26 protein-coding genes are annotated in these 25,286 nt (G+C 31.4%); 22 read left to right on the forward strand and 4 right to left on the reverse strand.

Annotation, left to right across the window (positions count from 1 at the left end; translation table 11 throughout):
* Nucleotides 1-4 precede the first annotated feature (4 nt).
* From efp to AC1XJX_RS04595, 6 genes are all read left to right on the forward strand, one after another.
* Nucleotides 5-571 carry an elongation factor P gene (efp, locus tag AC1XJX_RS04570; protein WP_482002783.1) on the forward strand — a complete coding sequence of 189 codons (567 nt, stop codon included), beginning with the start codon at nucleotides 5-7 and terminating at the stop codon, nucleotides 569-571.
* A 6-nt stretch (nucleotides 572-577) separates the two neighbouring features.
* The gene (locus AC1XJX_RS04575) at nucleotides 578-1,516 is read left to right on the forward strand and encodes a UDP-3-O-(3-hydroxymyristoyl)glucosamine N-acyltransferase (protein ID WP_482002784.1); all 939 of its coding nucleotides are present in this window, start codon (nucleotides 578-580) and stop codon (nucleotides 1,514-1,516) included.
* Between the two features lie 74 nt (nucleotides 1,517-1,590).
* Nucleotides 1,591-2,463: a succinate--CoA ligase subunit alpha gene (gene sucD, locus AC1XJX_RS04580; RefSeq protein WP_482002785.1), complete on the forward strand. Its 873-nt coding sequence runs from the start codon at nucleotides 1,591-1,593 to the stop codon at nucleotides 2,461-2,463.
* A gap of 117 nt (nucleotides 2,464-2,580) precedes the next feature.
* A complete protein-coding gene (gene fabG / locus AC1XJX_RS04585) occupies nucleotides 2,581-3,327 on the forward strand; it encodes a 3-oxoacyl-[acyl-carrier-protein] reductase (protein ID WP_482002786.1) in 747 nt (248 codons plus the stop codon).
* Nucleotides 3,328-3,331: 4 nt separating this feature from the next.
* On the forward strand, nucleotides 3,332-5,365 hold the full coding sequence (locus AC1XJX_RS04590; protein ID WP_482002787.1) for a VWA domain-containing protein: 2,034 nt from the start codon (nucleotides 3,332-3,334) through the stop codon (nucleotides 5,363-5,365).
* A 14-nt stretch (nucleotides 5,366-5,379) separates the two neighbouring features.
* Nucleotides 5,380-6,195 (forward strand): prohibitin family protein, encoded by an 816-nt coding sequence (locus tag AC1XJX_RS04595; RefSeq protein ID WP_482002788.1) that lies wholly within the window; start codon nucleotides 5,380-5,382, stop codon nucleotides 6,193-6,195.
* 61 nt (nucleotides 6,196-6,256) lie between these two features.
* On the opposite strand, the gene AC1XJX_RS04600 is transcribed toward AC1XJX_RS04595, so the two are convergent.
* Nucleotides 6,257-6,772 carry a thioredoxin family protein gene (locus AC1XJX_RS04600; RefSeq protein WP_482002789.1) on the reverse strand — a complete coding sequence of 172 codons (516 nt, stop codon included), beginning with the start codon at nucleotides 6,770-6,772 and terminating at the stop codon, nucleotides 6,257-6,259.
* Between the two features lie 307 nt (nucleotides 6,773-7,079).
* Here AC1XJX_RS04600 and hisG point away from each other — a divergent pair, with 307 nt between their 5' ends.
* The 9 genes from hisG to hisIE are packed head-to-tail and all read left to right on the forward strand — an operon-like array spanning nucleotide 7,080 to nucleotide 14,605.
* Nucleotides 7,080-7,937: an ATP phosphoribosyltransferase gene (hisG, locus tag AC1XJX_RS04605; RefSeq protein ID WP_482002790.1), complete on the forward strand. Its 858-nt coding sequence runs from the start codon at nucleotides 7,080-7,082 to the stop codon at nucleotides 7,935-7,937.
* Nucleotides 7,938-7,947: 10 nt separating this feature from the next.
* Entirely contained in the window at nucleotides 7,948-8,391 is a 444-nt protein-coding gene (locus AC1XJX_RS04610; RefSeq protein ID WP_482002791.1) for a GNAT family N-acetyltransferase, read from the forward strand.
* A gap of 1 nt (nucleotide 8,392) precedes the next feature.
* A complete protein-coding gene (hisD, locus tag AC1XJX_RS04615; RefSeq protein ID WP_482002792.1) occupies nucleotides 8,393-9,679 on the forward strand; it encodes a histidinol dehydrogenase in 1,287 nt (428 codons plus the stop codon).
* Nucleotides 9,676-10,710 (forward strand): histidinol-phosphate transaminase, encoded by a 1,035-nt coding sequence (gene hisC, locus AC1XJX_RS04620; protein ID WP_482002793.1) that lies wholly within the window; start codon nucleotides 9,676-9,678, stop codon nucleotides 10,708-10,710. Before hisD ends, hisC begins: the two co-directional genes overlap by 4 nt.
* A complete protein-coding gene (hisB, locus tag AC1XJX_RS04625; protein WP_482002794.1) occupies nucleotides 10,711-11,847 on the forward strand; it encodes a bifunctional histidinol-phosphatase/imidazoleglycerol-phosphate dehydratase HisB in 1,137 nt (378 codons plus the stop codon).
* Nucleotides 11,847-12,428 carry an imidazole glycerol phosphate synthase subunit HisH gene (gene hisH / locus AC1XJX_RS04630; RefSeq protein ID WP_482002819.1) on the forward strand — a complete coding sequence of 194 codons (582 nt, stop codon included), beginning with the start codon at nucleotides 11,847-11,849 and terminating at the stop codon, nucleotides 12,426-12,428. The genes hisB and hisH overlap by 1 nt, the downstream gene beginning before the upstream one ends.
* A gap of 1 nt (nucleotide 12,429) precedes the next feature.
* A complete protein-coding gene (gene hisA, locus AC1XJX_RS04635; protein ID WP_482002795.1) occupies nucleotides 12,430-13,164 on the forward strand; it encodes a 1-(5-phosphoribosyl)-5-[(5-phosphoribosylamino)methylideneamino]imidazole-4-carboxamide isomerase in 735 nt (244 codons plus the stop codon).
* A gap of 26 nt (nucleotides 13,165-13,190) precedes the next feature.
* Complete coding sequence (gene hisF / locus AC1XJX_RS04640; protein ID WP_482002796.1) at nucleotides 13,191-13,946, forward strand: imidazole glycerol phosphate synthase subunit HisF; 756 nt, start codon at nucleotides 13,191-13,193, stop codon at nucleotides 13,944-13,946.
* Nucleotides 13,947-13,993: 47 nt separating this feature from the next.
* Entirely contained in the window at nucleotides 13,994-14,605 is a 612-nt protein-coding gene (gene hisIE / locus AC1XJX_RS04645; protein ID WP_482002797.1) for a bifunctional phosphoribosyl-AMP cyclohydrolase/phosphoribosyl-ATP diphosphatase HisIE, read from the forward strand.
* A gap of 15 nt (nucleotides 14,606-14,620) precedes the next feature.
* Here the strand turns inward: hisIE and AC1XJX_RS04650 are convergent, their stop codons facing one another.
* A complete protein-coding gene (locus AC1XJX_RS04650) occupies nucleotides 14,621-15,067 on the reverse strand; it encodes a toxin-antitoxin system YwqK family antitoxin (RefSeq protein WP_482002798.1) in 447 nt (148 codons plus the stop codon).
* Between the two features lie 138 nt (nucleotides 15,068-15,205).
* Between AC1XJX_RS04650 and AC1XJX_RS04655 the strand changes: the two genes are divergently transcribed.
* Complete coding sequence (locus AC1XJX_RS04655; RefSeq protein WP_482002799.1) at nucleotides 15,206-15,982, forward strand: tRNA pseudouridine synthase A; 777 nt, start codon at nucleotides 15,206-15,208, stop codon at nucleotides 15,980-15,982.
* Between the two features lie 39 nt (nucleotides 15,983-16,021).
* Nucleotides 16,022-16,699, forward strand: coding sequence for a DUF2461 domain-containing protein (locus AC1XJX_RS04660; RefSeq protein WP_482002800.1), 678 nt, complete (start codon nucleotides 16,022-16,024; stop codon nucleotides 16,697-16,699).
* Here AC1XJX_RS04660 and AC1XJX_RS04665 read toward each other — a convergent pair.
* Nucleotides 16,692-17,138, reverse strand: a complete 447-nt coding sequence (locus tag AC1XJX_RS04665; protein ID WP_482002801.1) for a hypothetical protein — start codon at nucleotides 17,136-17,138, stop codon at nucleotides 16,692-16,694. The two genes, AC1XJX_RS04660 and AC1XJX_RS04665, sit on opposite strands and share 8 nt — an antisense overlap.
* Nucleotides 17,139-17,144: 6 nt before the next feature.
* Entirely contained in the window at nucleotides 17,145-17,561 is a 417-nt protein-coding gene (locus tag AC1XJX_RS04670) for a glyoxalase (protein WP_482002802.1), read from the reverse strand.
* 341 nt (nucleotides 17,562-17,902) lie between these two features.
* Here AC1XJX_RS04670 and leuC point away from each other — a divergent pair, with 341 nt between their 5' ends.
* The 5 genes from leuC (at nucleotide 17,903) to AC1XJX_RS04695 (ending at nucleotide 25,265) form a co-directional block, all read left to right on the forward strand.
* Nucleotides 17,903-19,297: a 3-isopropylmalate dehydratase large subunit gene (gene leuC, locus AC1XJX_RS04675; protein WP_482002803.1), complete on the forward strand. Its 1,395-nt coding sequence runs from the start codon at nucleotides 17,903-17,905 to the stop codon at nucleotides 19,295-19,297.
* Between the two features lie 119 nt (nucleotides 19,298-19,416).
* A complete protein-coding gene (gene leuD, locus AC1XJX_RS04680) occupies nucleotides 19,417-20,013 on the forward strand; it encodes a 3-isopropylmalate dehydratase small subunit (RefSeq protein ID WP_482002804.1) in 597 nt (198 codons plus the stop codon).
* A gap of 3 nt (nucleotides 20,014-20,016) precedes the next feature.
* Entirely contained in the window at nucleotides 20,017-21,537 is a 1,521-nt protein-coding gene (locus AC1XJX_RS04685; RefSeq protein WP_482002805.1) for an alpha-isopropylmalate synthase regulatory domain-containing protein, read from the forward strand.
* Between the two features lie 10 nt (nucleotides 21,538-21,547).
* Nucleotides 21,548-22,606, forward strand: coding sequence for a 3-isopropylmalate dehydrogenase (gene leuB, locus AC1XJX_RS04690; protein WP_482002806.1), 1,059 nt, complete (start codon nucleotides 21,548-21,550; stop codon nucleotides 22,604-22,606).
* 181 nt (nucleotides 22,607-22,787) lie between these two features.
* Entirely contained in the window at nucleotides 22,788-25,265 is a 2,478-nt protein-coding gene (locus AC1XJX_RS04695) for a zinc-dependent metalloprotease (RefSeq protein ID WP_482002807.1), read from the forward strand.
* The last annotated feature ends 21 nt before the right edge of the window (nucleotides 25,266-25,286 follow it).

Genomic DNA, 25,286 nt, shown 5'->3' on the forward strand with positions numbered 1-25,286 from the left:
TTATATGGCAACTACAAGTGATATTAGAAACGGATTATGTATTCGTTATAACAATGATATTTATAAAATTATAGAATTTTTACATGTAAAACCAGGCAAAGGTCCTGCTTTTGTTAGAACAAAAATGAAAAGTGTAACTAACGGAAAAGTTTTAGATAATACATTTTCTGCTGGACATAAATTAGAGGATGTTCGTGTAGAAACGCATAAATTTCAATTTTTATATAATGATGGTGAATTCTATCATTTTATGAATCAAGAAGATTATACTCAAATAAGATTATTAGAAGCGGCTTTAGATAATCCAACTCTAATGAAAGAGGGTGAAGTCGTAACTGTTATTATAAACACAGAAGATAATATGCCATTATCTGTTGAAATGCCTGCTAGCGTTATATTAGAGGTTACTCATACTGAGCCTGGCGTAAAAGGCAATACAGCAACAAATGCAACAAAACCGGCTACTGTTGAAACTGGAGCTATTGTAAATGTGCCTTTATTTATAAATGAAGGTGATAAAATTAAAATCGAGACCGAAAAAGGAACTTACAAAGAACGTGTTAAAGAATAGTATTCATTGAAATTTCCTAAACCACAAACTTTAAAAAACATTGCAGACTTAATTGATTGCAATTTTATTGGTGATAACGATTTTCCTATTCTTGGTATGAATGAAATTCATGTGGTAGAGTCAGGAGATATTGTATTTGTTGATCATCCTAAGTATTATGACAAGGCTTTAAATTCAGCTGCAACCATAATTTTAATTAATAAAGAAGTAAAGTGTCCGCAAGGAAAAGCACTTTTAATCAGTGATGATCCTTTTAGAGATTTTAATAAATTAACAAATCATTTCAAGCCATTTAAAGAGGCTTTAAGTCAAATTTCCGATTCAGCTAATATTGGGCAAGGCACAATTATACAGCCAAATTGTTTTATTGGTCATAACGTTGTTATTGGTAAACATTGTGTAATACATGCTAATGTAAGTATCTATGACGATGTCATAATAGGTGATTATGTAACCATACATTCCGGAACAGTTTTAGGGGCTAATGCTTTTTATTACAAAAAAAGACCAGAAGGGTTTGATAGATTAAAATCTTGTGGACGCGTAGTCATTGAAGACCATGTTGATATTGGTGCATCATGTACCATTGATAGAGGTGTTACAGGAGATACAACTATAAAATCAGGAACTAAAATGGACAATTTAATTCAAATTGGACATGACACAATCATTGGAAATAAATGCTTAATTGCATCTCAAGTTGGTATTGCTGGATGTGTTGTGATTGAAGATGAAGTAACTTTTTGGGGTCAAGTTGGTTGTACAAGTGGCGTTACTATAGGGGCAAAAGCTGTAATACATGCGCAGTCAGGAATTAGTAAATCTCTTGAAGGTAACAAAACTTATTGGGGGACACCTGCACAAGAAGCAAGAGCTGAAATGAAAGAAATGGCTAATATTAAACGAATTCCAGATCTATTTGATTTTTTTAAAGCAAAAAAATAAATTTAATGCTTTAAAGTAAGTTCAAATCAAGTATTTTTGCACAAGCTTTTTTTTTAAAATAAAAAAATAAACAAATGAGTGTTTTAGTAAATAAAGATTCAAAAATTATAGTTCAAGGTTTTACTGGCAGTGAAGGCACATTTCACGCTAGTCAAATGATAGAGTACGGTAGCAATGTAGTTGGAGGAGTTACTCCAGGAAAAGGTGGTCAAACTCATTTAGATAGACCTGTTTTTAATACAGTTGCAGATGCTGTTAAAGAAGTAGGTGCAGATACAACCATCATATTCGTACCGCCAGCCTTTGCCGCTGATGCTATTATGGAAGCTGCTGATGCAGGAATTAAAGTTATTATTACAATTACAGAGGGTATTCCTGTAGCAGATATGATTACTGCTTCTAGTTATATAAAAAATAAAGATTGTCGCTTAATAGGTCCAAACTGCCCAGGTGTTATTACGCCAGGAGAAGCAAAAGTTGGTATCATGCCTGGATTTGTATTCAAAAAAGGTAATGTAGGTATTGTTTCAAAATCAGGAACTTTAACTTATGAAGCCGCAGATCAAGTAGTTAAACAAGGTTTAGGGATAACTACAGCCATTGGTATTGGAGGAGATCCTATCATAGGAACTACAACTAAGGAAGCCGTAGAACTATTAATTAACGATCCAGAAACTGAAGTAGTTGTAATGATTGGTGAGATTGGTGGTCAATTGGAAGCTGATGCTGCAAATTGGTATAAAGCTAGCGGTAGTAAAAAGCCTATAGTTGGATTTATAGCTGGTGAAACAGCGCCTGCAGGACGTACTATGGGACATGCTGGAGCTATTGTAGGGGGTAGTGATGACACGGCTCAAGCTAAAAAGAAAATTATGAGAGCTTGTGGCATTCATGTTGTTGATTCTCCTGCTGAAATTGGCAAAAAAGTAGCTGAAGTTTTAGCTTAAAAAATTCATTTTAAATTATAAAACCTTACAAATCATGTGAGGTTTTTTTATTTGTTGACATTTGTATTTCTTATATTTGAAAACATCAACTTAATTAACAAACTAACTGATAAATAAATGAAATTATTAGAAGGAAAAACAGCCATAGTTACTGGTGCTAGCCGAGGAATAGGAAAAGGAATTGCGCAAGTGTTTGCTCAACAAGGTGCTAACGTAGCTTTCACTTATAGTTCTTCAGTAGAAGCTGCTAATGAATTAGAAAAAGAATTAAATGCTTTAGGTATCAAAGCTAAAGGATATAAAAGTAATGCTGCCAATTTCGATGAAGCACAGATATTAGCTGATGAAGTTGTAGCTGAGTTTGGAAGTATTGATATTTTAGTTAATAATGCAGGTATCACTAAAGATAATTTGTTAATGAGAATTTCAGAAGAAGATTTTGATACTGTAATTGAGGTTAATCTTAAATCTGTATTCAATATGACTAAAGCGGTTCAAAAAACCATGCTAAAACAACGTAAAGGCTCTATCATTAATATGAGTTCTGTTGTTGGTGTTAAAGGTAATGCAGGTCAAACCAATTATGCAGCATCCAAAGCTGGTATTATTGGTTTTTCAAAATCTGTTGCTTTAGAATTAGGTTCAAGAAATATTAGAAGCAATGTGGTTGCTCCTGGTTTTATTGAAACTGAAATGACTGCTAAATTAGATGAGGAGGTTGTAAAAGGATGGAGAGCTGGTATTCCATTAAAACGTGGAGGAACTCCTGAAGATATTGCTAATGTTTGCGTTTTTTTAGCAAGTGATATGAGTGCTTACATCACAGGACAAACATTAAATGTAGATGGCGGAATGCTAACTTAATTAAATGCAAACAGAAACTGTATTATATGTAGTATTAGTTGGAATTATAGCACTATTTTTAGCTAGTTTTCAATATTATAAAAAGGAAAAAAGCATGTCTAAACTAAACATGCTTTTTTCTTTTTTAAGATTCATTACTGTTTTTTCTGTTTTATTATTATTGATAAATCCACGATTTGAACAAATTAAGTTAACAGTAGAAAAACCAAATTTAATAATAGCTGTAGATAATTCTAGTTCTATTAAATATTTAAAACAAGATTTAATAACAACTGATTTTGTTTATAATTTAATGAATAATAAAGCGTTAAATGAAAAGTTTAATTTAAAATATTACACTTTTGGTGAATCATTAAAAGTGTCTGATTCGTTATCTTTTACAGAAAAACAGACAAATATTTATGATGCGTTTAGCCAATTAAATCAAGTTTACAAACAAACTATATCGCCAACAATCTTAATTTCAGATGGAAATCAAACCTATGGAAATGATTATCAATTTATTGCAAATTCTTTCAAACAACCTATTTATCCCATAATTTTAGGCGATACAATTTCTTATGAAGATTTAAAAATTGAACAATTAAATGTAAATAAATACGCTTATTTAAAAAACAAGTTCCCCGTTGAAGTTATATTAGTTTATAATGGAAATGAAAACAATACTTCAGATTTTGTTGTTAAAAAAGGGAACGTAACGGTTTATTCTCAAAGCGTTAACTTTACAAAAGATATTAACTCAAAAGTTTTAAATTTCACTTTACCTACAAATTCAATCGGAATAAGTAATTATAATGCTTTCATAATTCCTTTAAAAAATGAAAAAAATGTAGTAAATAATTCTAAAAATTTCGCTGTTGAAATTATAGACCAAAAAACAAAAATTGCAATTGTTAGTGAGTTTTACCATCCAGATTTAGGTGTATTAAAGAAAAGTATTGAAAGTAACGAACAACATTCGGTTCAATTTTTAAATTCAAATGAGATAATTAGTCAAATAAATGATTATCAATTAGTTATATTATACCAGCCAAATAATTTATTTAAACAAATTTTTGAACTTTTAGAGATGCAAAACAGAAATAAATTTGTTATTATTGGTTCTAAAACAGATTTAGAATTTATAAATAAAGTCAATGATGATTTTGATTTTGAAATCACAAATCAAACTGAAAATTATCAAGCTGAATTAAACAAAAGTTATGCACCTTTTTTAGTTGATGATATAAATTTTCAATCATTTCCTCCTTTAGTATCTAATTACGGATCAGTTATTTTTTCTAAACCTATCGAAACTATTTTAAATAAAACGTTGAATGGTATTTCTACTAATGATCCATTACTTTTTACTTTTGAAAGTAATGGAACAAGAGAGGCTGTTTTATTAGGAGAGAATATTTGGCTATGGCGCGCTCAGAGCTACATGAATTCAAAGTCTTTCAACGAATTTGATGATTTTTTAGGGAAATTAGTACAATATTTAGCTTCAAATAAACAAAAAAGTAGATTAAATATCGATTACGAATCATTTTATTATGGCAGTAGTAAAATTGTTATTAAAGCTGAATTTTTTGATAAAAACTATGTGTTTGATACTCGCGAAACACTTAATATCACTTTAGTTGATAATGTTTCTAAAGAGCAAAAGGTGTTGCCTTTAACTTTAAAAAACAATAATTATCAAGTAGATTTAAGTAGTTTAAAACCTTCTAGTTACACTTTTACTATTAAAGCTTCAAACGAAAATTTATCAAATTCTGGTAGTTTTCAAATTTTGCAATATGAAGTTGAGCAACAATTTTTGAGTGCCAATGTAACAAAAATGAAACAATTAGCTACCAATAGTTGTGGAACTACTTTTTTTATAGATAATACTAAAGATTTGTCAAGTGCCTTAATAAATGATAATAGATTTACTTCAATTCAAAAAAGCAGTAAAAATACCATACCTTTGATAGATTGGAAATATTTACTAGCTATTATAGCATTAAGCTTAGGAATAGAGTGGTTTTTAAGAAAATATAACGGATTAATTTAAATTAAAATTAGACAATGGAAAAATTACCAAAAATTGCAATACCATTAATAATAGCAGCTATCATTTTAATAGTTGTTTTATCAAAATCAGCAGTAACAATTAACTCAGGTGAAGCAGGTGTTTTATTTGAAACTTTCGGAAAAGGTGTTGTTACCGATGAGCCACCTATGGATGAGGGCTTTCATATCGTAGCACCATGGAATAAGGTTTATGTCTACGAAGTACGTCAGCAAGAACTTTTTGAAAAAATGAAAGTGTTATCTTCAAATGGATTAGAAATTCAAATTGACGCTTCAGCTTGGTACGAACCAATTTATAACGATTTAGGAAATTTGCATCAATCACTTGGCCAAAATTATTTACAACGTGTTATTCAGCCAGCAATTCGCTCAGCAGCAAGAAGTGTTGTAGGACGTTATACCCCAGAACAACTATATTCTAGTAAGCGTGATGCTATTCAAGATGAAATTTATGCTGAAACAAAAAAAATATTAGACAAACAATATGTACAACTAAATGAAGTTTTAGTTCGGGATGTTACACTGCCTAATACCATAAAAGAAGCTATTGAACGTAAATTACGTCAAGAACAAGAATCTTTAGAGTACGAATTTAGATTAGTTACAGCAGCAAAAGAAGCAGAAAAAGTAATTATTGAAGCACAAGGTAAAGCAGAATCAAATCGTATTTTAAGTGCGTCATTAACTGATAAAATTTTACAAGACAAAGGTATTGATGCAACTATGAAATTAGCAGAATCACCAAATAGTAAAGTGATTGTAATTGGTTCTGGAGACAGTGGTTTACCAATTATTTTAGGAAATCAATAATATATTGGGGTATTAATAAAAAAGCGTGTAACTCTTTTGAATTACAAGCTTTTTTATACTATCATTTTGTGAAAATTTTTGAAATAATATTTAATTCATCAGGTTTTAACGAAGATGTCATTTCTAACTTTTTAATAAAAATGGCAACTTCTTCCTCGGAGGATGGACAACCTAAATTTTGTCCCTTTTCATCAAAACTATCTGCTAATAATTCGCCATCACTATTAAAAATTAACCAAAACGGAATACCACTATTCCCACCTTTATATTTAATCAATAAATCTTCTGCACCCGGATTTTCAAGATGTTTGTTGTTAGAAGATTCTTTAACAGTTAAATGTTCAATAACATAATTAGTATCAAAAAAAGATTTACAAGCTTCGTTATTCATTCCCTTATCCATCTTCTTGCACCAACCACACCATGACGCATTAAACATTACAAATACATTTTTATTTTCTAATTTAGCTTTTTTAGAAGCATTTTTAAGAATATCAGACGCTGTATCTTGGGCGCCAGATAAATTAACCATTACAAAAAGAATAAGTAAGAAGTAAACAGAAAATTTGAATTCCATATTTTTATTTTAGGTGTTTGTTTTATGAAAATATTTAATTTTATTCATTTAGATATTAAATAAACCATAATATTTTAAATTTTAAATATAAAAACTTTTAATTATAAATATTTATTCATGATATTTGCTAAATAAAATAAATAATGAAAATTGTTCAATTACATCATCATCATTTTCAAATTTGCTCTCAAGCGAAGTGAAGATGTATTGAATAAAATCAACATATTTAAAACCCGTTTGAGACAATCAAGCGGGTTTTTATTTTAATCTAAAGCTTGATTGTTTTAAACTCATAAAAAAAATCAAAATGAGTGTATTAAGAATTGCAGTACAAAAATCTGGTCGTTTACACGACGAATCGATGGAACTATTGAAAGACATCGGAATTTCAATCGATAATGGAATTGATCAACTAAAGGCTTCGGCTAGAAATTTTCCAGTAGAAGTTTTTTATTTAAGAAATGGCGATATCCCTCAATATTTAAAAGATGGTGTAGTAGATGCTGCTATTATTGGAGAAAATGTTTTAATAGAAAAAGGAGAAGGCATTAATATTGTCGAAAAATTAGGTTTTTCTTCTTGTAGAGTTTGTATTGCTGTTCCAAAAAACATGGGATACAAAAGCATAAAAGACTTAGATGGCAAACGTATTGCAACGTCGTATCCTAATACAGTACAAATGTATTTAGATAAGGAAGGAGTTAAAGCTCACTTACACATCATTAACGGTTCTGTTGAAATTGCTCCTAATATAGGTTTAGCCGATGCTATTTGCGATATCGTTTCTAGTGGCAGCACCTTATTTAAAAACAATTTAAAAGAGGTTGAAATGATTTTGAAATCGGAAGCTGTTCTTGCAGTTTCTCCTATTTTAGATGAAGAAAAACAAGCTATTTTAGATAAAATTCAGTTCAGAATTAAGTCTGTTTTAAAAGGAAGAAATTCAAAATACGTGTTATTGAATGCTCCAAACGATAAAGTTAAAGATATTATTAGTGTTTTACCAGGCATGAAAAGTCCAACCGTTTTACCTTTAGCTGAAGCAGGTTGGAGCTCGATTCACTCTGTAATTAGTAAAAACCAGTTTTGGGATGTTATAGACGATTTAAAAGCTAAAGGAGCCCAAGGTATTTTAGTTTGTCCTATTGAAAAAATGGTTTTATAATACTTTATTTATGGACGAATGTTTTATTATAGAATTAATTCCATACGAACGCATGGAAACTATTCTTCCATTGGTAGTTTTGCTTAACGAAGATAGATTTACCTATGCTCTTTTGCAAAAAAGACTCAATGCCATGTTAGATATGGGAGGTTACCAATGTATTGGTGTTTATCATAAGGAAGAACTTATTGGAATTTGTGGTTTTTGGGTTTTAAATAAGCTTTACGCAGGAAAACATTTAGAGCCAGATAATGTATATGTTAAACCAGATTATCGTAGCCATGGTATAGGTAATTTAATGATGAATTGGTTGTTTGATTATGCAAAGCAAATTGGTTGTGAGGGATTGGAAGTGAACTGCTATGCAAAAAACATAAAAGGTAAGAAGTTTTGGGAAACTCAAGGTTTTGAACCTTTGGGATTTCATATGATTAAAAAATTTAGTCAATTTTAAAATGAATAAAATATACAACCCAGATAAAAACGACTGGAACGATGTTTTAAAACGGCCAACACAAACTGTTGGAGATATTGAAACTAAGGTTCTCGAAATTTTTAACGATGTGCGCTTTAATGGAGATAAGGCAATAGCTAAATACACCCTGCAATTTGATGGCATTACTTTAGACTCTAATGTGGTGACTGCTCTAGAAATTGAAAAAGCTGTTACAAGTGTTTCAGATGAACTAAAAAATGCCATTAAAACTGCAAAGCAAAATATTGAAGTATTTCACACAGCTCAAAAAACAAATAGAGTTGAAGTAGAAACTTCTAAAGGTGTACAATGTTGGCAAGAAAAGCGTCCAATTCAAAAAGTCGGCTTGTATATTCCAGGTGGTACGGCGCCATTATTTTCAACAGTTTTAATGTTAGCTGTTCCTGCACAAATTGCAGGTTGTCAAGAAATTGTTTTGTGTTCTCCACCTAATAAAACAGGTGCATTGGCGCCAGAAATTTTATATGCAGCACAACTTTGTGGTGTTACAAAAATCATTAAAGTAGGAGGTATTCAGGCCATTGCAGGATTAACTTTTGGAACTCAAAATATACCGCAAGTTTATAAAATATTCGGACCTGGAAATCAGTTTGTAACAGTAGCGAAACAATTAGCAACTAAGTTTGGTGTAGCTATTGACATGCCTGCTGGCCCTAGTGAGCTTTTAGTAGTTGCAGATGAATTAGCAAATCCTTCATACATTGCTTCAGACTTATTAAGTCAGGCAGAACATGGAATTGATAGTCAGGTTATTTTAGTATCCACATCTATCAACTTAATTAACGAAGTTTCATTCGAAGTTGAAAAGCAATTGGCTTTACTTCCGCGTAAAACAATAGCAGAAAAAGCGATAGCAAACTCTAAACTTATTTATGTTGAAAATGATTCTGTAGCCTTAGACATGATTAATGAGTATGGTCCAGAACATTTTATCATTTGTTCTAAAAATGAAGATTTTTACGTCAATAATATCGCAAATGCAGGCTCCGTATTTATTGGAGATTATACTCCTGAAAGTGCAGGCGATTATGCGTCGGGAACCAATCATACGCTTCCAACAAATGGGTTTAGTAAAGCCTATTCTGGAGTTAATTTAGATAGTTTTTCTAAGAGTATGACATTCCAAAAAATATCAAAGGAAGGAATTTTGGATATAGGTAAAACCATCGAATTAATGGCCGAAGCCGAGGGATTACAAGGTCATAAAAATGCGGTATCTATTCGATTAAAAGATTTAAAACAATGAGTATTCAAAATTTAATTCGTCCAATCATTAAAGCTTTAAAACCTTATTCATCAGCACGTGATGAGTTTCAAGGTGCTACTGATAATATGGTGTTTTTAGATGCTAACGAAAACCCTTTTGAAAACGGTGTAAACAGATATCCTGATCCACATCAAAGAACATTAAAAGCTATGCTTTCTGAAATTAAACACGTTTCAACAAAAAACATCCTATTAGGTAATGGGAGTGACGAAGTTTTAGATTTAATTTTTAGGGCTTTTTGTGAACCTAATCAAGACAATATTCTCATTTTGCCACCTACTTATGGTATGTATGAAGTATTAGCTAATTTGAATGCAATAAGTATTAAAGCGATAAATTTAGATGAAGCTTTTCAACCTAAACTGGATGCTATTTTAAATGCAGCTGATTCTAATAGTAAATTGCTTTTTATTTGTTCGCCAAACAATCCCTCAGGGAATAGTTTTAATACCAAAGTCATTGAAGAATTAGTTTCAAAATTTAAAGGCATAGTGGTTATTGATGAAGCTTATATTGATTTTTCTAATGAAATGAGTTGGATTTCAAAATTAAATACATATCCAAATTTAATTGTAACCCAAACATTATCCAAAGCTTACGCAATGGCTGGAATTCGTTTAGGTATCTGTTATGCTTCCAAGGAAATAATTAGAGTTTTAAACACTATAAAACCACCTTACAATATAAACGAATTGACTCAGAAAAAAGCCATTGAATTATTAAGCATCAAAGATTTAGCTCTTAATCAAATTCAAGATATTTTAAAAGAACGTGATTTGATGATTTCTGAGCTAGAATCTATAAATTTTATCTTTAAAATATATCCATCTGATGCTAATTTTGTTTTGGTTAAAGTTGATGATGCTAATAAACGTTACAATCAACTTATCGAAAAAGGCATCGTGATAAGAAATAGAACAACCCAACCTGGATGTGAAAACACATTACGATTAACAGTTGGTACAGCTCAAGAAAATAAAACCCTTTTAAGCACTTTAAAGACATTATAAATGAAGCGCGTATTATTTATCGATAGAGACGGCACTTTAGTTTTAGAGCCACCAGTGGATTATCAATTAGATACTTTAGAAAAATTAGAATTCTACCCAAAAGTATTTCAATACATGGCTAAAATAGCTAGAGAATTGGATTATGAATTGGTTATGGTAACGAATCAAGATGGTTTAGGTACAGATTCTTTTCCAGAAGATACTTTTTGGCCTGCACAAAATAAAATAGTAAACGCTTTTGAAAAAGAAGGTGTTGTGTTTGATGCAGTTTTTATTGACAAAACATTTCCGTATGAAAATGCACCTACTCGTAAGCCAAGAACAGGTTTATTAACTAAATACTTTTCTGAAGCATACGATTTAGAGAACTCATTTGTTTTGGGTGATAGAATCACGGATATGGAATTAGCTAAGAATCTTGGTGCTAAAGGCATCTATCTTTCTAAAGATCCGGATTTAGGTGCTAACGAAATTGAAACTTCTCAAGAAGATGTATTTAACGCCATTGCTTTAAAAACCACCGATTGGGAGAAAATATATGAGTTTTTAAAACTGAAAGATCGTGTTTCTGAAATAACTAGAAATACCAACGAAACAAAAATATATATCAAGTTAAATCTTGATGGTTCTGGTAAAAACAATATTGATACAGGACTTTCTTTTTTCGATCACATGCTAGATCAAATAGGTCGTCATGGAGCTATGGATTTAACTATTAAAGTGGATGGCGATTTAGATGTTGATGAGCACCACACCATTGAAGATACCATGATTGCTTTAGGGGAATTATTCAATAAAGCTTTAGGAAATAAATTGGGTATTGAACGCTATGGATTCTGTTTGCCAATGGATGACTGTTTAGCGCAAGTGGCAGTAGATTTTGGCGGACGTAATTGGTTAGAATGGGATGTTGAATTTAAACGCGAAAAAATAGGCGATATGCCAACCGAAATGTTTTTTCATTTGTTTAAATCATTTACTGATGGTGCTAAATGTAATTTGAATATTAAGGCCGAAGGCACCAATGAACATCATAAAATTGAAGGTATTTTTAAAGCCTTTGCAAAAGCTATGAAAATGGCAGTAAAACGAGATGCAAACAAGATGTTTTTACCATCAACTAAAGGCATGTTATGATGAAACTTGTAATTATAAATTACGGTGCAGGAAATATTAAAAGTATTCAATTTGCCTTTAAAAGACTGGGGGTTAATGCTATTTTATCTAACGATCCGGAAGAAATTTTAAATGCAGATAAAATTATATTTCCAGGTGTTGGTGAGGCTAGTACGGCTATGAAAATGTTAGTTGAAAGTGGATTAGATACATTAATACCTACCTTAAAACAACCTGTTTTAGGAATTTGTTTAGGGATGCAATTATTATGTAAATCTACTGAAGAGGGAAATACCAAGGGATTAGGCATCTTTCAAACAGATGTTAAACGATTTCCTAATGATTTAAAAGTACCTCAAATGGGTTGGAATGTTATAAAAGAGCTAAAGTCAAATCTTTTTAGTGGTATTAAAGAAAATGAGTACATGTATCTTGTGCATAGTTATTATGCCGAACATTGTAACGAAACTATATCCGCAACAGATTACGGATTAAATTATGCTTCAGCTTTAAAGCATAAAAATTTTTATGGGGTTCAATTTCATCCAGAAAAGAGTAGTTTAGCAGGAGAACAAATTTTAAAGAATTTTTTAGAATTATAATATGAGAATTATACCAGCCATTGATATTATAGAAGGAAAATGTGTTCGCTTAACAAAAGGCGATTACGGCACCAAAAAAATATATAGTGAAAGTCCATTAGAAATCGCTAAAACTTTTGAAGCTTCAGGTATTGAGTATTTACACTTAGTAGATTTAGATGGAGCAAAAGCAAAGCACATTGTCAATTATAAAGTCTTAGAGCAAATAGCTTCTAAAACAAGTCTTAAAATTGATTTTGGAGGTGGATTGAAAACTAATGAAGATTTACACATAGCATTTAATTCTGGTGCAAAACAAATCACAGGAGGTAGTATTGCAGTTAAAGATTCTAAAACTTTTGAAGGATGGATTTCTAAATATGGAGCTGCTAAAATTATTTTAGGAGCTGATAGTGATGCTGGTAAAATATCTATTAGTGGCTGGATGGAACAAAGTGAGGAAGAGGTTATTCCGTTCATTAAGTCATATCAAAAGAAAAGTATTCAATATGTAATTTGTACAGATATTTCTAAAGATGGTATGCTCGAAGGGCCTTCTGTAGATTTATATAAACAAATTATTGAAGAATGTTCAAATAGTAGTAGTGGGCAGTCTATAAAATTAATTGCTTCAGGAGGAATTTCAGATATTTCCGAATTACCCATTTTGAAAGAAATTGGATGTGAAGGCGTTATTATAGGTAAGGCTATATACGAAAACAGAATTACACTCAAACAATTAGAGAAATTTGTATAACATACTTTCACAGAAATAAAAAAAATATGTTAACAAAACGAATTATACCATGTCTTGATATAAAAAATGGACGAACCGTAAAAGGTGTCAATTTTGTTGATTTGCGTGACGCTGGAGACCCTGTTGAACTCGCAAAACAATATGCAGATGTAGGTGCAGATGAATTGGTTTTCTTAGATATCTCAGCAACTTTAGAAGGAAGAGGAACCACTTTAGATATGGTTTTGCATGTTGCCGAACAGGTTAACATCCCTTTTACTGTTGGTGGTGGTATTTCGTCTGTTGAGCATGTTGATGCCTTACTTAAATGTGGTGCAGATAAAGTTTCCATTAATTCTTCAGCTGTAAAACGTCCAGAATTGATTAATGAATTAGCTGAAAAATTTGGAAGTCAATGTGTAGTCGTTGCTATTGACGCTAAACAGATTGATGGCAATTGGAAAGTGCATTTAGCAGGTGGTAGTATTCCAACAGATATTGATTTATTTCAATGGGCTAAAGAAGTTGAATACAGAGGTGCTGGTGAAATTTTGTTCACATCCATGGATCATGATGGTACAAAAAACGGATTCGCCAATGAAGCATTAGCTAAGTTATCAGTTGAATTAAACATTCCCATAATTGCTTCTGGAGGCGCGGGGAAAGTGCAACATTTTATCGACACTTTTAAAGAAGGAAAAGCAGATGCAGCATTGGCAGCAAGTGTTTTTCATTTTGGTGAAATACCCATTCCAGAATTAAAAAAAGAATTAAAAGCTTATAATATAGAAGTAAGACTATAGTTAAATTATAATATTGCCTTGAGCGCAGTCGAAAGGTTTTTTTGGCATTGAAACGAAATAAAATTATGAATATTAAATACGACTCAAACGGACTTATTCCAGCTATTATCCAAGATGCATCTACAAAAAATGTGTTGATGATGGGGTTTATGAACGAGGAAGCTTACCAAAAAACATTAGAAACTAGACAGATTACTTTTTTTAGTAGAAGTAAACAACGTTTGTGGACTAAAGGTGAAGAAAGTGGTAATTTTTTAAATCTGGTTGATATTAAAAACGATTGCGATAACGACACCCTTTTAATTCAAGTAAATCCTGTTGGACCAATATGTCATAAAGGAACGGATAACTGTTGGGGAGAAGAAAACAAGGCTAATTATGGATTCTTTTCAACTTTAGAAAATATCATATCAGAGCGTGTTGCCAATAAAGATTCTAAAACCTCTTATGTTGCTAGTTTATTTGAAAAAGGTATAAATAAAATAGCTCAAAAAGTAGGCGAAGAGGCTGTTGAAACGGTTATTGAAGCCATGGATAACAATGATGAATTATTTCTTTATGAATCTGCCGATTTATTTTTTCATTACTTAATTTTGTTGAAAGCTAAGGGGTTTAGCTTAAAAGATATTGAAAATGAATTAAAAAGTAGACATAAATAACTTCGTGAAAATTTATTATCGGGTATAGGTCATCGTAGATACTACATTCCCTTTTTTGTCGTAATAAATCCATTTGCCTATGGGTTGTTTCCAATGTAAATATTGCCCTTTAGATTTTACATTTCCATCTTCATAATAAAAAGTTATAGGACCTTCAACACGATTGTCTTTGTAGGTTCCTTCACAAACTTTAATACCGTATGGGTCAAAATCTATCCATTTTCCATTACCTATACCATCAACATAATCTTGCATAGTCATGTAATTTCCATTATCGTATTTAGCATATAAAACTCCTGTAAAAGGTTTGTTAGTTCCCAATTCATAGTAAACCGACCCTTGTTTGTAGACTTTTTGGTAAGTGTCAGACATAGCAACTAACTTCTCTTTGGAGTCTTTGTACTGCCCATAAATACTAATTGAAATGAGTAGCATACAAATAAAGTTAATTAGTGCTTTCATGATTTTTTTTATTTTATATACACCAAATTGTTAGTTTTAGATGAGCTAACTAAAAAATTGACTAAAGTAAACAATACAAGTTATAAATTCTTTGTCACAAATTATAAATAACTTACTTTTCAAATTCTTAAAAAAAGCATGAAGAAGCACTTTTACGTTATAAAAATTCAGTATTTGGGATATCGTTTTCATGGTTGGCAAAAACAACCTAATGTAAAAACATTGCATTTAATGGTTGATAGAACCTTGAATTTTATTCTAGAAGGTAAATATTTTAAGAGTTTAAGTTCTGGTAGAACCGATGCGATGGTATCGGCAGAATGTGCTGCTTTTGAATTATTTTTAGAAGAACCACTAGAAGACCAAAATGCTTTTCTCAACCTTTTCAATAAAAACTTACCACAAGATATTAGAGCAATTAGTATTCTAGAAGTCGATTCAAAATTCAATATCATTAACCATTCAAAAATTAAAGAATACTTATATTTATTTACTTATGGTGAAAAATGCCATCCGTTTTGTGCACCAATAATGACCACTATTTTAGATGATTTAGATATTGATTTAATGAAAGAAGGCGCTAAACTTTTTGAAGGTTCACATTATTTTAAATCTTATTGCTTTAAACCCACCAATAATGGTATTTACAATAGAGATATCCTACTATGTGAACTGGTTGAAAATACTAAATACACCGCCAATTACTTTCCTGAAAAATCATATATTTTACGAGTAAAAGGTAAAGGTTTTATGCGTAATCAAATACGTTTGATGATGGGTGCGCTTATTGATTTGGGAAAAGGAAAAATAACAATAGATACCATAAAGCAAAGTTTAGAACAAGACCAATTTATTAAATTAGAATATATCGCTCCCGCTTCAGGTTTAATTTTAAACAATATAGAATTTGAATAACAACTTGATTTTTGTAGTTTTAAAAAGAAATATGATATTATGAGTTTACAAGTTCCAAAAGAAGCCTTAGATTTTTTTAAAAAGTTAGAGAAAAACAATGACCGTGATTGGTTTAATGATCATAAACTCGAATATAAAAAAATTGAAAAAGAGGTAAAGGGTTTTTATAATGCTGTATTTTCAAGTTTAAAAGAACATGATGATTTAGATAAACTGAAAATGTTTAGAATTTATAGAGATGTACGTTTTTCAAAAAATAAATCACCATACAAAACTCATTTTGGAGGCTCTTTTCATAGAGCAAAACCTAAATTAAGAGGTGGTTATTATCTTCATATTCAACCTAATAATGAGAGTTTTATAGCTACTGGTTTTTGGGAACCTGCACCTGCAGATTTACTTAGAATACGAAAAGAATTTGAAATGGATGATAGTGATATAAGAGCCATTTTAAAAGATGAAAATTTTAGTAGTGTTTGGGGCGGTTTTGTGGGTGATGAAGTTAAAACGGCTCCAAAAGGATTCAGTAAAGACCACAATGCCATAGACTTAATAAAAAAGAAACAATACATCTTCGTTAAAAAATTTAGCGATAAAGAAGTTTTAGATGAAAGTTTTGTGAATCAAATAAATTTGTCTTTTAAAGCCATTCGCCCATATTTTGATTATATGAGCGATGTTTTAACCACAGATTTAAATGGAGAATCTCTTATATAATTTCTTTAATAATATACTTAGATTGATTAAACTCGAATTGGTCATTAACTTTTTTATTTTTTAATAATTGACCAATTGGTGAGCTTAAAGAAATAGCAAAATAACTTTCGTTTTCTAAATCAATTTTACCAATACTTGTGGAAATATAAAAATTCATAAGATTGGTTTTAACAAGGCTTCCTAGAATAACATCATTATTGATAATACCTGTTTTTACAAGTTGTAAATGCGTTTTAGTTTGTTGAGCATCATTAAGATGAACCAGATTTTTTTCCAAATCGTTCAATAACTTGCCATTTCCAGAATCATCATCTAAATCATTAGATTTATCGTTATTTGAAATGGCATCTTTTATTAAATTGATTTCTTCTTTATAATCATTAATACGCTTATCTACACGTTCATTACAAATTTGTAGAAGTTGTTTTTTTATTATCATTAAATATTAAAAGGCTTTTAAAAGTTCTGGTTTTTCAAAAAGTTGGATATTACTAATAAGTCGATCTTTTACAATATTCATCATACGCTTATTTAATGCTGATGAATTTTTGATATAAATACTGTATTCTTCAACAGTAAATACCCCTATAATCATACCTTTTAAAGAATTACGAAATTTTATATCTTTTTGTATCGCATTGTCAATGTAAACTAAACGTTTTTCTGTAGAAAAACTATAGAAAACAGACTTGTGTTTAACAATATAATTTTTAAATGCTTCAATTAATAAATCATTTTGAAATTTTATAACAGGTCGTAATACTAAATTTTGAAAACGCTCATTACTGCTCATGTCATTATTTATTGTAGCATTTAAAATTTCAGGACGCATACTTTTTAAGTTAAAATCTCTGCTATTCATATCTTTGGAGTTTTTAATAAAAGTATAGATTATTGAAACCAAAAATAGAAGAAACTAAGTATAAATATCAACTACCTTATCAACAATTTTCTTTTTAATTTAGAAGTTAACATGAAATTAATTTTAAATAGAATTGTTTTAAATATTATAAACAAATTTAGGCTTCTATTGAATAAAATTCAGTTTATAGTTCATCTATTGGTAATTTTATAAAAATTAAATAACTAATAGTTTTAAAGTTTTAAATAATCGTAATAAACTTTAAATTTGTTTTCTTGTTTGGTTGTTAAAAAGAAGACTATTTTATCAACTAGCGTAAGGTATACAAAACAAAATTATTTATGAGCAAAACATTGTTTGATAAAGTATGGGATTCCCATGTAGTAAGAAAGATTGAAGGTGGACCAGATGTGTTTTTTATAGACCGTCATTTTATTCACGAGGTAACGAGTCCTGTTGCGTTTTTAGGATTAAAGAGTAGAGGGTTAAAAGTATTATATCCAGAACGCACATTTGCAACTGCTGATCATAATACACCTACTATAAACCAACATTTACCAGTTGAAGATCCACTTTCTGCTAATCAACTTAAAGCTTTGGAAGATAATTCAAATGAATACGGAATTAGCCATTGGGGGTTAGGACATAAAAAAAACGGCATTGTACACGTTGTTGGGCCAGAAAATGGAATTACGTTCCCTGGAGCAACAATTGTATGTGGCGATTCTCATACATCTACACACGGTGCTTTTGGTGCTATAGCTTTTGGTATTGGTACTTCAGAGGTCGAAATGGTACTTTCTACACAATGTATCATGCAACCAAAACCTAAAAAAATGCGCATTAACATTAATGGGCCATTAGGAAAAGGAGTAACACCTAAAGATGTGGCTTTATTTATTATTTCAAAGTTAACAACCTCTGGCGCAACTGGATATTTTGTTGAATATGCAGGTGATATTTTTGAAAATATGACTATGGAAGGTCGTATGACGGTTTGTAATTTATCTATTGAGATGGGTGCACGTGGTGGTATGATTGCTCCAGATGAAACAACCTTTGCATATTTAAAAGGAAAACCATTATCTCTAAAAGATGATGCTTGGGATGCAGCTGTAACGCATTGGAAAACACTAAAAACAGATGCTGATGCAACTTTTGATAAAGAATTAGCTTTTAGTGCTAGCGAAATTGAACCTATGATTACCTACGGAACAAATCCAGGAATGGGCATGGGTATTTCTAAAAACATACCGAATGCTGAAGCTATTGAAGGTGGCGTTGCAACTTATAAAAAATCTTTAGATTATATGGGTTATGATGAAAACGACTCCATGATTGGAAAAAAAGTAGATTATGTTTTCTTGGGAAGTTGTACTAATGGGAGAATTGAAGATTTTAGAGCTTTTGCATCAATTGTCAAAGGTAGAAAGAAAGCAGATAATGTTATAGCGTGGTTAGTTCCTGGCTCTCACGAAGTGGAAGATAAAATAAAAGAAGAAGGTATTTTAGATATTATTACAGAAGCAGGTTTCTCTTTACGTCAACCTGGTTGTTCGGCTTGTTTAGCTATGAATGATGATAAAGTACCTGCTGGAAAATATGCAGTTAGCACGTCAAACAGAAACTTTGAAGGCCGTCAAGGTCCTGGTTCAAGAACCATGTTAGCAAGTCCTTTAGTGGCTGCAGCCGCAGCTGTAACTGGAGTCGTAACAGATCCAAGAGAACTTTTGTAAGTTCGAAGTATACAGTTAACAGTTTTAAATCACATTAAACGAAAATTGATGCTGTATGGAAATTATTAAAATAAATTATTGACTGCCAACTAAACACTGGCAACTGAATACTAAAAACTATGGCTTACGATAAATTTAATATACTAACAAGTACCGCAGTACCACTTCCATTAGAGAATGTAGATACAGATCAAATTATACCTGCTCGTTTCTTAAAAGCTACAGAACGCAAAGGTTTTGGAGATAACTTATTTAGAGATTGGAGATACAATGGTGATAATACCCCTAAAGAAAGTTTTGTTTTAAACAATCCAATCTACGGTGGTAAAATTCTTGTAGGTGGTAAGAATTTTGGTTCAGGTTCCTCAAGAGAGCATGCTGCATGGGCAATTTACGATTATGGTTTTAGATGTGTGGTATCTAGTTTTTTTGCAGATATCTTCAGAAATAACTGTTTAAATGTTGGTGTTTTACCAGTACAAGTATCGCCTAAATTTTCCGAACAAATATTTAATGCTATTTACGAAAATCCTAATACAGAAATTGAAATTAATCTTACAAACCAAACCATAACCATACTTTCAACGGGTGCTCAAGAATCATTTGAAATTAACAGTTACAAGAAAGATAACATGCTTAATGGTTTTGATGATATTGATTATTTACAAAACATAAAAGGTGAAATAGAAAATTTTGCAAATAGTTTGTTGCTGTAATAAATGAATTCAAAGAGAATTGAAATAATGGATACGACGCTGCGTGATGGTGAACAAACCTCAGGTGTGTCGTTTTCTGCTTCTGAAAAGCTTACCATAGCCAAACTTTTATTGGAAGAATTAAAAGTAGATCGTATTGAAATAGCATCTGCAAGGGTATCAGAAGGTGAACTTCAGGCAGTAAAAGATGTTACAAAATGGGCAAGTCAAAATGGCTATCTAAACAAAGTTGAAGTACTAACTTTTGTTGATGGAGGTGTCTCTATTGATTGGATGATAAACGCAGGAGCAAAAGTTCAAAATTTACTTACAAAAGGGTCATTAAATCATTTAATACACCAGCTTAAAAAGACTTCTAATCAGCATTTTAAAGAAATATCAGAAAATATTTATTTAGCTAAAACTAAAGGGATTGAAACAAATGTTTACTTAGAAGATTGGAGTAATGGTATGCGTAATTCTAAAGACTATGTTTTTGAGTTTTTAGAATTTTTATCAACGCAAACTATAGAACGTATTATGCTTCCAGATACACTTGGTATTTTAACACCAATAGAGTCCTATGAATTTGTTAAGGAAATTAAGGATAAATATCCCAATTTGCATTTCGATTTCCATGCACACAATGATTATGATTTAGGTGTTTGGAATGCCATCGAAGGTTTAAGAGCTGGTGCTGATGGTTTACATTTAACCATTAATGGTATGGGAGAAAGGGCTGGTAATGCTCCCATGGCTAGTACTATTGCTGTAATTAATGATTTTATGCCACAAATTGAGGTTGGTGTGAATGAAAAAGTTTTATACACTGTAAGTAAATTGGTAGAAAACTTTTCTGGTATTATGATTCCTGCTAATAAACCTATTATTGGTGCTAATGTTTTTACGCAAACTGCTGGTATTCATGCTGATGGGGATAATAAAAAGAATTTATATTTTAGTGATTTAATGCCTGAACGTTTTGGTAGAAAACGCCAATATGCTCTTGGTAAATCATCAGGAAAAGCTAATATTCAAAAAAATCTACAAGAATTAGGACTTCAACTAAATGATGACGATTTAAAAAAAGTAACACAACGAATAATTGAATTAGGTGATAAAAAACAAGTGGTTACAAAAGAGGATTTACCTTATATAATTTCTGATGTTTTAGATAGAACTTATGAGGAAAAGGTGAAAGTTAATTCTTATGTATTAACACATTCTAAAGGTTTAAAACCATCAACTACGATTTCAATTACTGTTAATGATAAGATTTATGAAGAAAACGCCCAAGGTGACGGGCAGTTTGATGCCTTTATGAATGCAATTAGGAACATCTTTAAAAGAAAGAATCGAGTTTTGCCAGATTTAATTGATTATGCCGTTAGAATACCACCTGGAAGTCGATCGGATGCCTTATGCGAAACTATAATTACATGGAAAAGTTCTGAAAAGGAATTTAAAACTCGTGGTTTGGATTCTGATCAAACAGTTTCGGCAATTAAAGCGACCGAAAAAATGCTAAATATTATTACTAATTAAGACTATATAAATGAAATTTAATATTGCCCTTTTAGCCGGAGACGGTATTGGACCTGAAGTTATTGAACAAGCTGTAAAAGTAAGTGATGCTGTTGCTGCTAAATTTGGACATGAAATTACTTGGAAACCAGCGTTAACTGGTGCTGCTGCCATTGATGCGGTAGGTGAGCCTTATCCAGACGAAACACATGATATATGTATAGCATCGGATGCTGTTTTATTTGGTGCTATTGGACATCCACGTTTTGATAACGATCCATCCGCAAAGGTTCGTCCAGAGCAAGGTTTATTAAAAATGCGTAAAAAATTAGGCCTATTCGCTAATGTGCGACCTACATTTACGTTTCCATCGTTATTAGATAAATCGCCATTAAAAAAAGAACGTATTGAAGGTACGGATTTAGTTTTTTTACGTGAATTAACTGGTGGTATTTACTTTGGAGAAAAGGGGAGAAGAGATGGTGGAGAAACAGCTTTTGATAACTGTGTTTATACAAGAGTAGAAGTACAACGTTTGGCAAAAAAAGGTTTTGAATTGGCTATGACTCGTTCTAAAAAATTATGCTGCGTTGATAAAGCAAATGTTATGGAAACCTCTCGTTTGTGGCGTGAAACTGTTCAAGCTATGGAAAAAGAATATCCAGAAGTTGTTGTGAGTTATGAGTTTGTTGATGCTGTAGCGATGCGTTTGGTACAATGGCCAAATAGTTATGATGTTTTAATTACTGAAAATTTATTTGGTGATATTTTAACGGACGAGGCATCTGTTATTTCAGGGTCTATGGGATTAATGCCATCAGCTTCTATGGGAACAGATATTGCTTTATTTGAACCAATTCATGGATCGTATCCACAAGCAACTGGATTAAATATTGCAAATCCAATGGCAACAGTTTTATCGGCAGCCATGATGTTTGAAACTGCTTTTAATTTGCATGAAGAGGGTAAAGCTATAAGAGATGCAGTTAATAAAGCTTTAGCTGAAGGTATCGTTACTGAAGATTTGGCAGACGGCGGAAAAGCTTACGGCACCAAAGAAGTAGGAGACTGGTTAGCTGCAAATATATAATTTAAAAGAATTACAATTAATTATAAATGGATTTGGTAAGTTTTACCGAATCCATTTTTTTTGAGTGTATTTTTATTAGTGTTAGTAATATTTTAATTAACTACTTAAAGTTTTGTGAAAAGAGATTGCAAAAACATTCTATTGGTTATTTTTATTGAAAAATTAACAAAAACCAATTTTTATGAAAAAAGTATTGCTTTTTGTGTTTTCATTATTTTTAAGTTTAACACCTAATTTTATAGAAGCACAATCTACTAGAAAGAAGAAAAAAGACTCAGAAGTTGAAGTTCCAAAACCAACTCCAACAAAGAAAGAAGGCAAAATTAAACCTTACGATAAGGTTATTACCAGAGATGCTGTATCTGATAATGGCTTATTTAAAACGCATAAAGTAGATGATTCTTATTTTTTCGAAATCCCAAATGAACATTTAGGTAAAGATATGCTTTTGGTAAGTCGTATTGCTAAATTACCTGCAGATTTAGGTAATGGTTACGTAAATGCAGGATCTAAAACTAGTACGCGTTTAGTGACTTGGGAACGTTTTCAAGATAAAATATTAATCAAAGAAAAATCGTATAATGCAGTAGCTGATGATGAATTACCCATTAGTATTTCTGTAAAATCAAATAATTACGAGCCCACATTATTTGCTTTTGATATTGAAGCTTTAAGCAAAGATTCAACTGCAGTTGTGATAGATGTTACTAAATTTTATGTAACTGATGTTAAAGCTTTAAGTGGATTGTCATCACAGTTAAGAAACACCTATAAAGTAAAAAATCTGGACGCTTCGCGTAGTTTTATTAATTCAGTAAAAAGTTTTCCAGAGAATATTGAAGTAGTTCAAGATATGACTTACAATGCCTCTGAACCACCATCATTTGGTAGTACAGAATCTATTAGTCTTAAAATGAATCAATCTATGATTTTATTACCAGAAAAACCAATGCAACCTCGTTTTGCAGATGAAAGAGTGGGCTGGTTTACAATAGATCAAATAGATTATGGAAGTAAAGAATTAAAGTCTGATACTAAAACATATATTAGAAGATGGCGTTTAGAGCCGAAAGACCCTGAGGCTTATGCTAGAGGAGAACTTGTAGAACCAGTAAAACCCATTGTTTATTATTTAGATCCTGCCACACCAGATAATTTAAAAAAATACATGAAAGAAGGTGTTGAGTTATGGCAAAAATCTTTTGAAAAAGCTGGCTTTAAAAATGCTATAATTGCTAAATATGCACCTACAAAGGAAGAAGATCCAGATTTTAGTCCGGAAGATATTCGCTATTCTGTTGTTAGATATGTTGCGAGTACAACTAGAAATGCCGTTGGACCAAGCGTGTCTGACCCAAGAAGCGGAGAAATTATTGAAAGTGATATTATTTGGTATCATAACCATTTACGCTCTTACAGAAACCGTTATTTATTAGAAACCGGTGCTGCAAACCCATTAGCTAGAACCTTAAACACGCCTGCTGAAGAGATTGGAGAAATGATGAAAATGGTTATTGCTCACGAAGTAGGGCATGCTTTAGGTTTACCTCACAATATGGGTGCTAGTAAAGCCTATGATGTTGAAAGCTATAGAGATGGTAACTTTACTCAAAAAAATGGTATTGCAGCTACCATTATGGATTACGCGCGTTTTAATTATATAGCTCAACCAGGTGATAAAAACATCCGTTTTATCCGTCAGATGGGACCTTATGATGATTATGCTATTAATTGGGGCTACAGATACATTCCAGGAGCTGATACACCAGAAAAAGAAGTTAAAACTTTAGATAGTTGGATTCTTGAAAAAGCAGGAGATCCGAAATATATGTTTGGAAAACAAAGTAGTCGATTTAATCCTAACTCTCAAACAGAAGATATTGGAAATGATGCTTTAAAAGCTGGAGATTATGCTCTAAAAAACCTAAAATATGTTGCTGAACATTTACCAGAATGGACCAGTGATGCAACTAATAATTACGAAGATTTAGAGGAATTATATGGTGAATTTTTAGGCTGCTACAATCGTTATATAGGCCATGTACTAACTAATGTTGGAGGGGTTTATGAAAACTTGTTAAATCCTAATCAAGAGGGTGTGCCATTTCAAGCAGTTCCAAAATTACTACAAAAAGCATCGGTGCAATGGCTTCATAAAAACGCCTTTGAAACTACTAATTGGTTGGTTGACAAAGACTTACTTTCAAATATTGATTATGCAGGTTATATTTACCGTTTGGGGCAACTACAAAACAGGTATCTTACGAGTTTGTTAAGCTTTGAGCGTTTAGGGCGCTTATCTGATCATGAGGCTATAAATACTAATAACTATGGCACTTTAGAAATGATGCAGGATGTTAGAAAAGGTATTTGGGCAGAAGCTAATGTTACTAAAAATGTAGATGTGTATCGTCGTAATTTACAACGCGCATATATAGATCAAATGGCAAATTTAATGACAGGAGATTTAAGCTCAAGAGATCCAAAACAATTTAATGTATCACAATCAGACATTAGAGCTTTTGTAAGGGGTGAACTTAATACTTTAAAAGTTATCGTTTCAAGTGCTTCAAATAGAGCTATAAACACGGTTACAAAATATCATTACAAAGATTGTTTAGAACGTATCAATTTAATTTTATCTCCTAATAAGATTTAAATAATATTAAACAAATGAGCT

It is taken from the genome of Flaviramulus sp. (assembly GCF_982512915.1).

Bases quoted from the DNA above. Each gene is read 5' to 3' on its own strand.
- efp (WP_482002783.1), top strand. From the start codon at position 5: ATGGCAACTACAAGTGATATTAGAAACGGATTATGTATTCGTTATAAC.
- sucD (WP_482002785.1), top strand. From the start codon at position 1,591: ATGAGTGTTTTAGTAAATAAAGATTCAAAAATTATAGTTCAAGGTTTT.
- fabG (WP_482002786.1), top strand. From the start codon at position 2,581: ATGAAATTATTAGAAGGAAAAACAGCCATAGTTACTGGTGCTAGCCGA.
- AC1XJX_RS04590 (WP_482002787.1), top strand. From the start codon at position 3,332: ATGCAAACAGAAACTGTATTATATGTAGTATTAGTTGGAATTATAGCA.
- AC1XJX_RS04595 (WP_482002788.1), top strand. From the start codon at position 5,380: ATGGAAAAATTACCAAAAATTGCAATACCATTAATAATAGCAGCTATC.
- AC1XJX_RS04600 (WP_482002789.1), bottom strand. From the start codon at position 6,772: ATGGAATTCAAATTTTCTGTTTACTTCTTACTTATTCTTTTTGTAATG.
- hisG (WP_482002790.1), top strand. From the start codon at position 7,080: ATGAGTGTATTAAGAATTGCAGTACAAAAATCTGGTCGTTTACACGAC.
- AC1XJX_RS04610 (WP_482002791.1), top strand. From the start codon at position 7,948: ATGGACGAATGTTTTATTATAGAATTAATTCCATACGAACGCATGGAA.
- hisD (WP_482002792.1), top strand. From the start codon at position 8,393: ATGAATAAAATATACAACCCAGATAAAAACGACTGGAACGATGTTTTA.
- hisC (WP_482002793.1), top strand. From the start codon at position 9,676: ATGAGTATTCAAAATTTAATTCGTCCAATCATTAAAGCTTTAAAACCT.
- hisB (WP_482002794.1), top strand. From the start codon at position 10,711: ATGAAGCGCGTATTATTTATCGATAGAGACGGCACTTTAGTTTTAGAG.
- hisH (WP_482002819.1), top strand. From the start codon at position 11,847: ATGAAACTTGTAATTATAAATTACGGTGCAGGAAATATTAAAAGTATT.
- hisA (WP_482002795.1), top strand. From the start codon at position 12,430: ATGAGAATTATACCAGCCATTGATATTATAGAAGGAAAATGTGTTCGC.
- hisF (WP_482002796.1), top strand. From the start codon at position 13,191: ATGTTAACAAAACGAATTATACCATGTCTTGATATAAAAAATGGACGA.
- AC1XJX_RS04650 (WP_482002798.1), bottom strand. From the start codon at position 15,067: ATGAAAGCACTAATTAACTTTATTTGTATGCTACTCATTTCAATTAGT.
- AC1XJX_RS04655 (WP_482002799.1), top strand. From the start codon at position 15,206: ATGAAGAAGCACTTTTACGTTATAAAAATTCAGTATTTGGGATATCGT.
- AC1XJX_RS04660 (WP_482002800.1), top strand. From the start codon at position 16,022: ATGAGTTTACAAGTTCCAAAAGAAGCCTTAGATTTTTTTAAAAAGTTA.
- AC1XJX_RS04665 (WP_482002801.1), bottom strand. From the start codon at position 17,138: ATGATAATAAAAAAACAACTTCTACAAATTTGTAATGAACGTGTAGAT.
- AC1XJX_RS04670 (WP_482002802.1), bottom strand. From the start codon at position 17,561: ATGAATAGCAGAGATTTTAACTTAAAAAGTATGCGTCCTGAAATTTTA.
- leuC (WP_482002803.1), top strand. From the start codon at position 17,903: ATGAGCAAAACATTGTTTGATAAAGTATGGGATTCCCATGTAGTAAGA.
- leuD (WP_482002804.1), top strand. From the start codon at position 19,417: ATGGCTTACGATAAATTTAATATACTAACAAGTACCGCAGTACCACTT.
- AC1XJX_RS04685 (WP_482002805.1), top strand. From the start codon at position 20,017: ATGAATTCAAAGAGAATTGAAATAATGGATACGACGCTGCGTGATGGT.
- leuB (WP_482002806.1), top strand. From the start codon at position 21,548: ATGAAATTTAATATTGCCCTTTTAGCCGGAGACGGTATTGGACCTGAA.
- AC1XJX_RS04695 (WP_482002807.1), top strand. From the start codon at position 22,788: ATGAAAAAAGTATTGCTTTTTGTGTTTTCATTATTTTTAAGTTTAACA.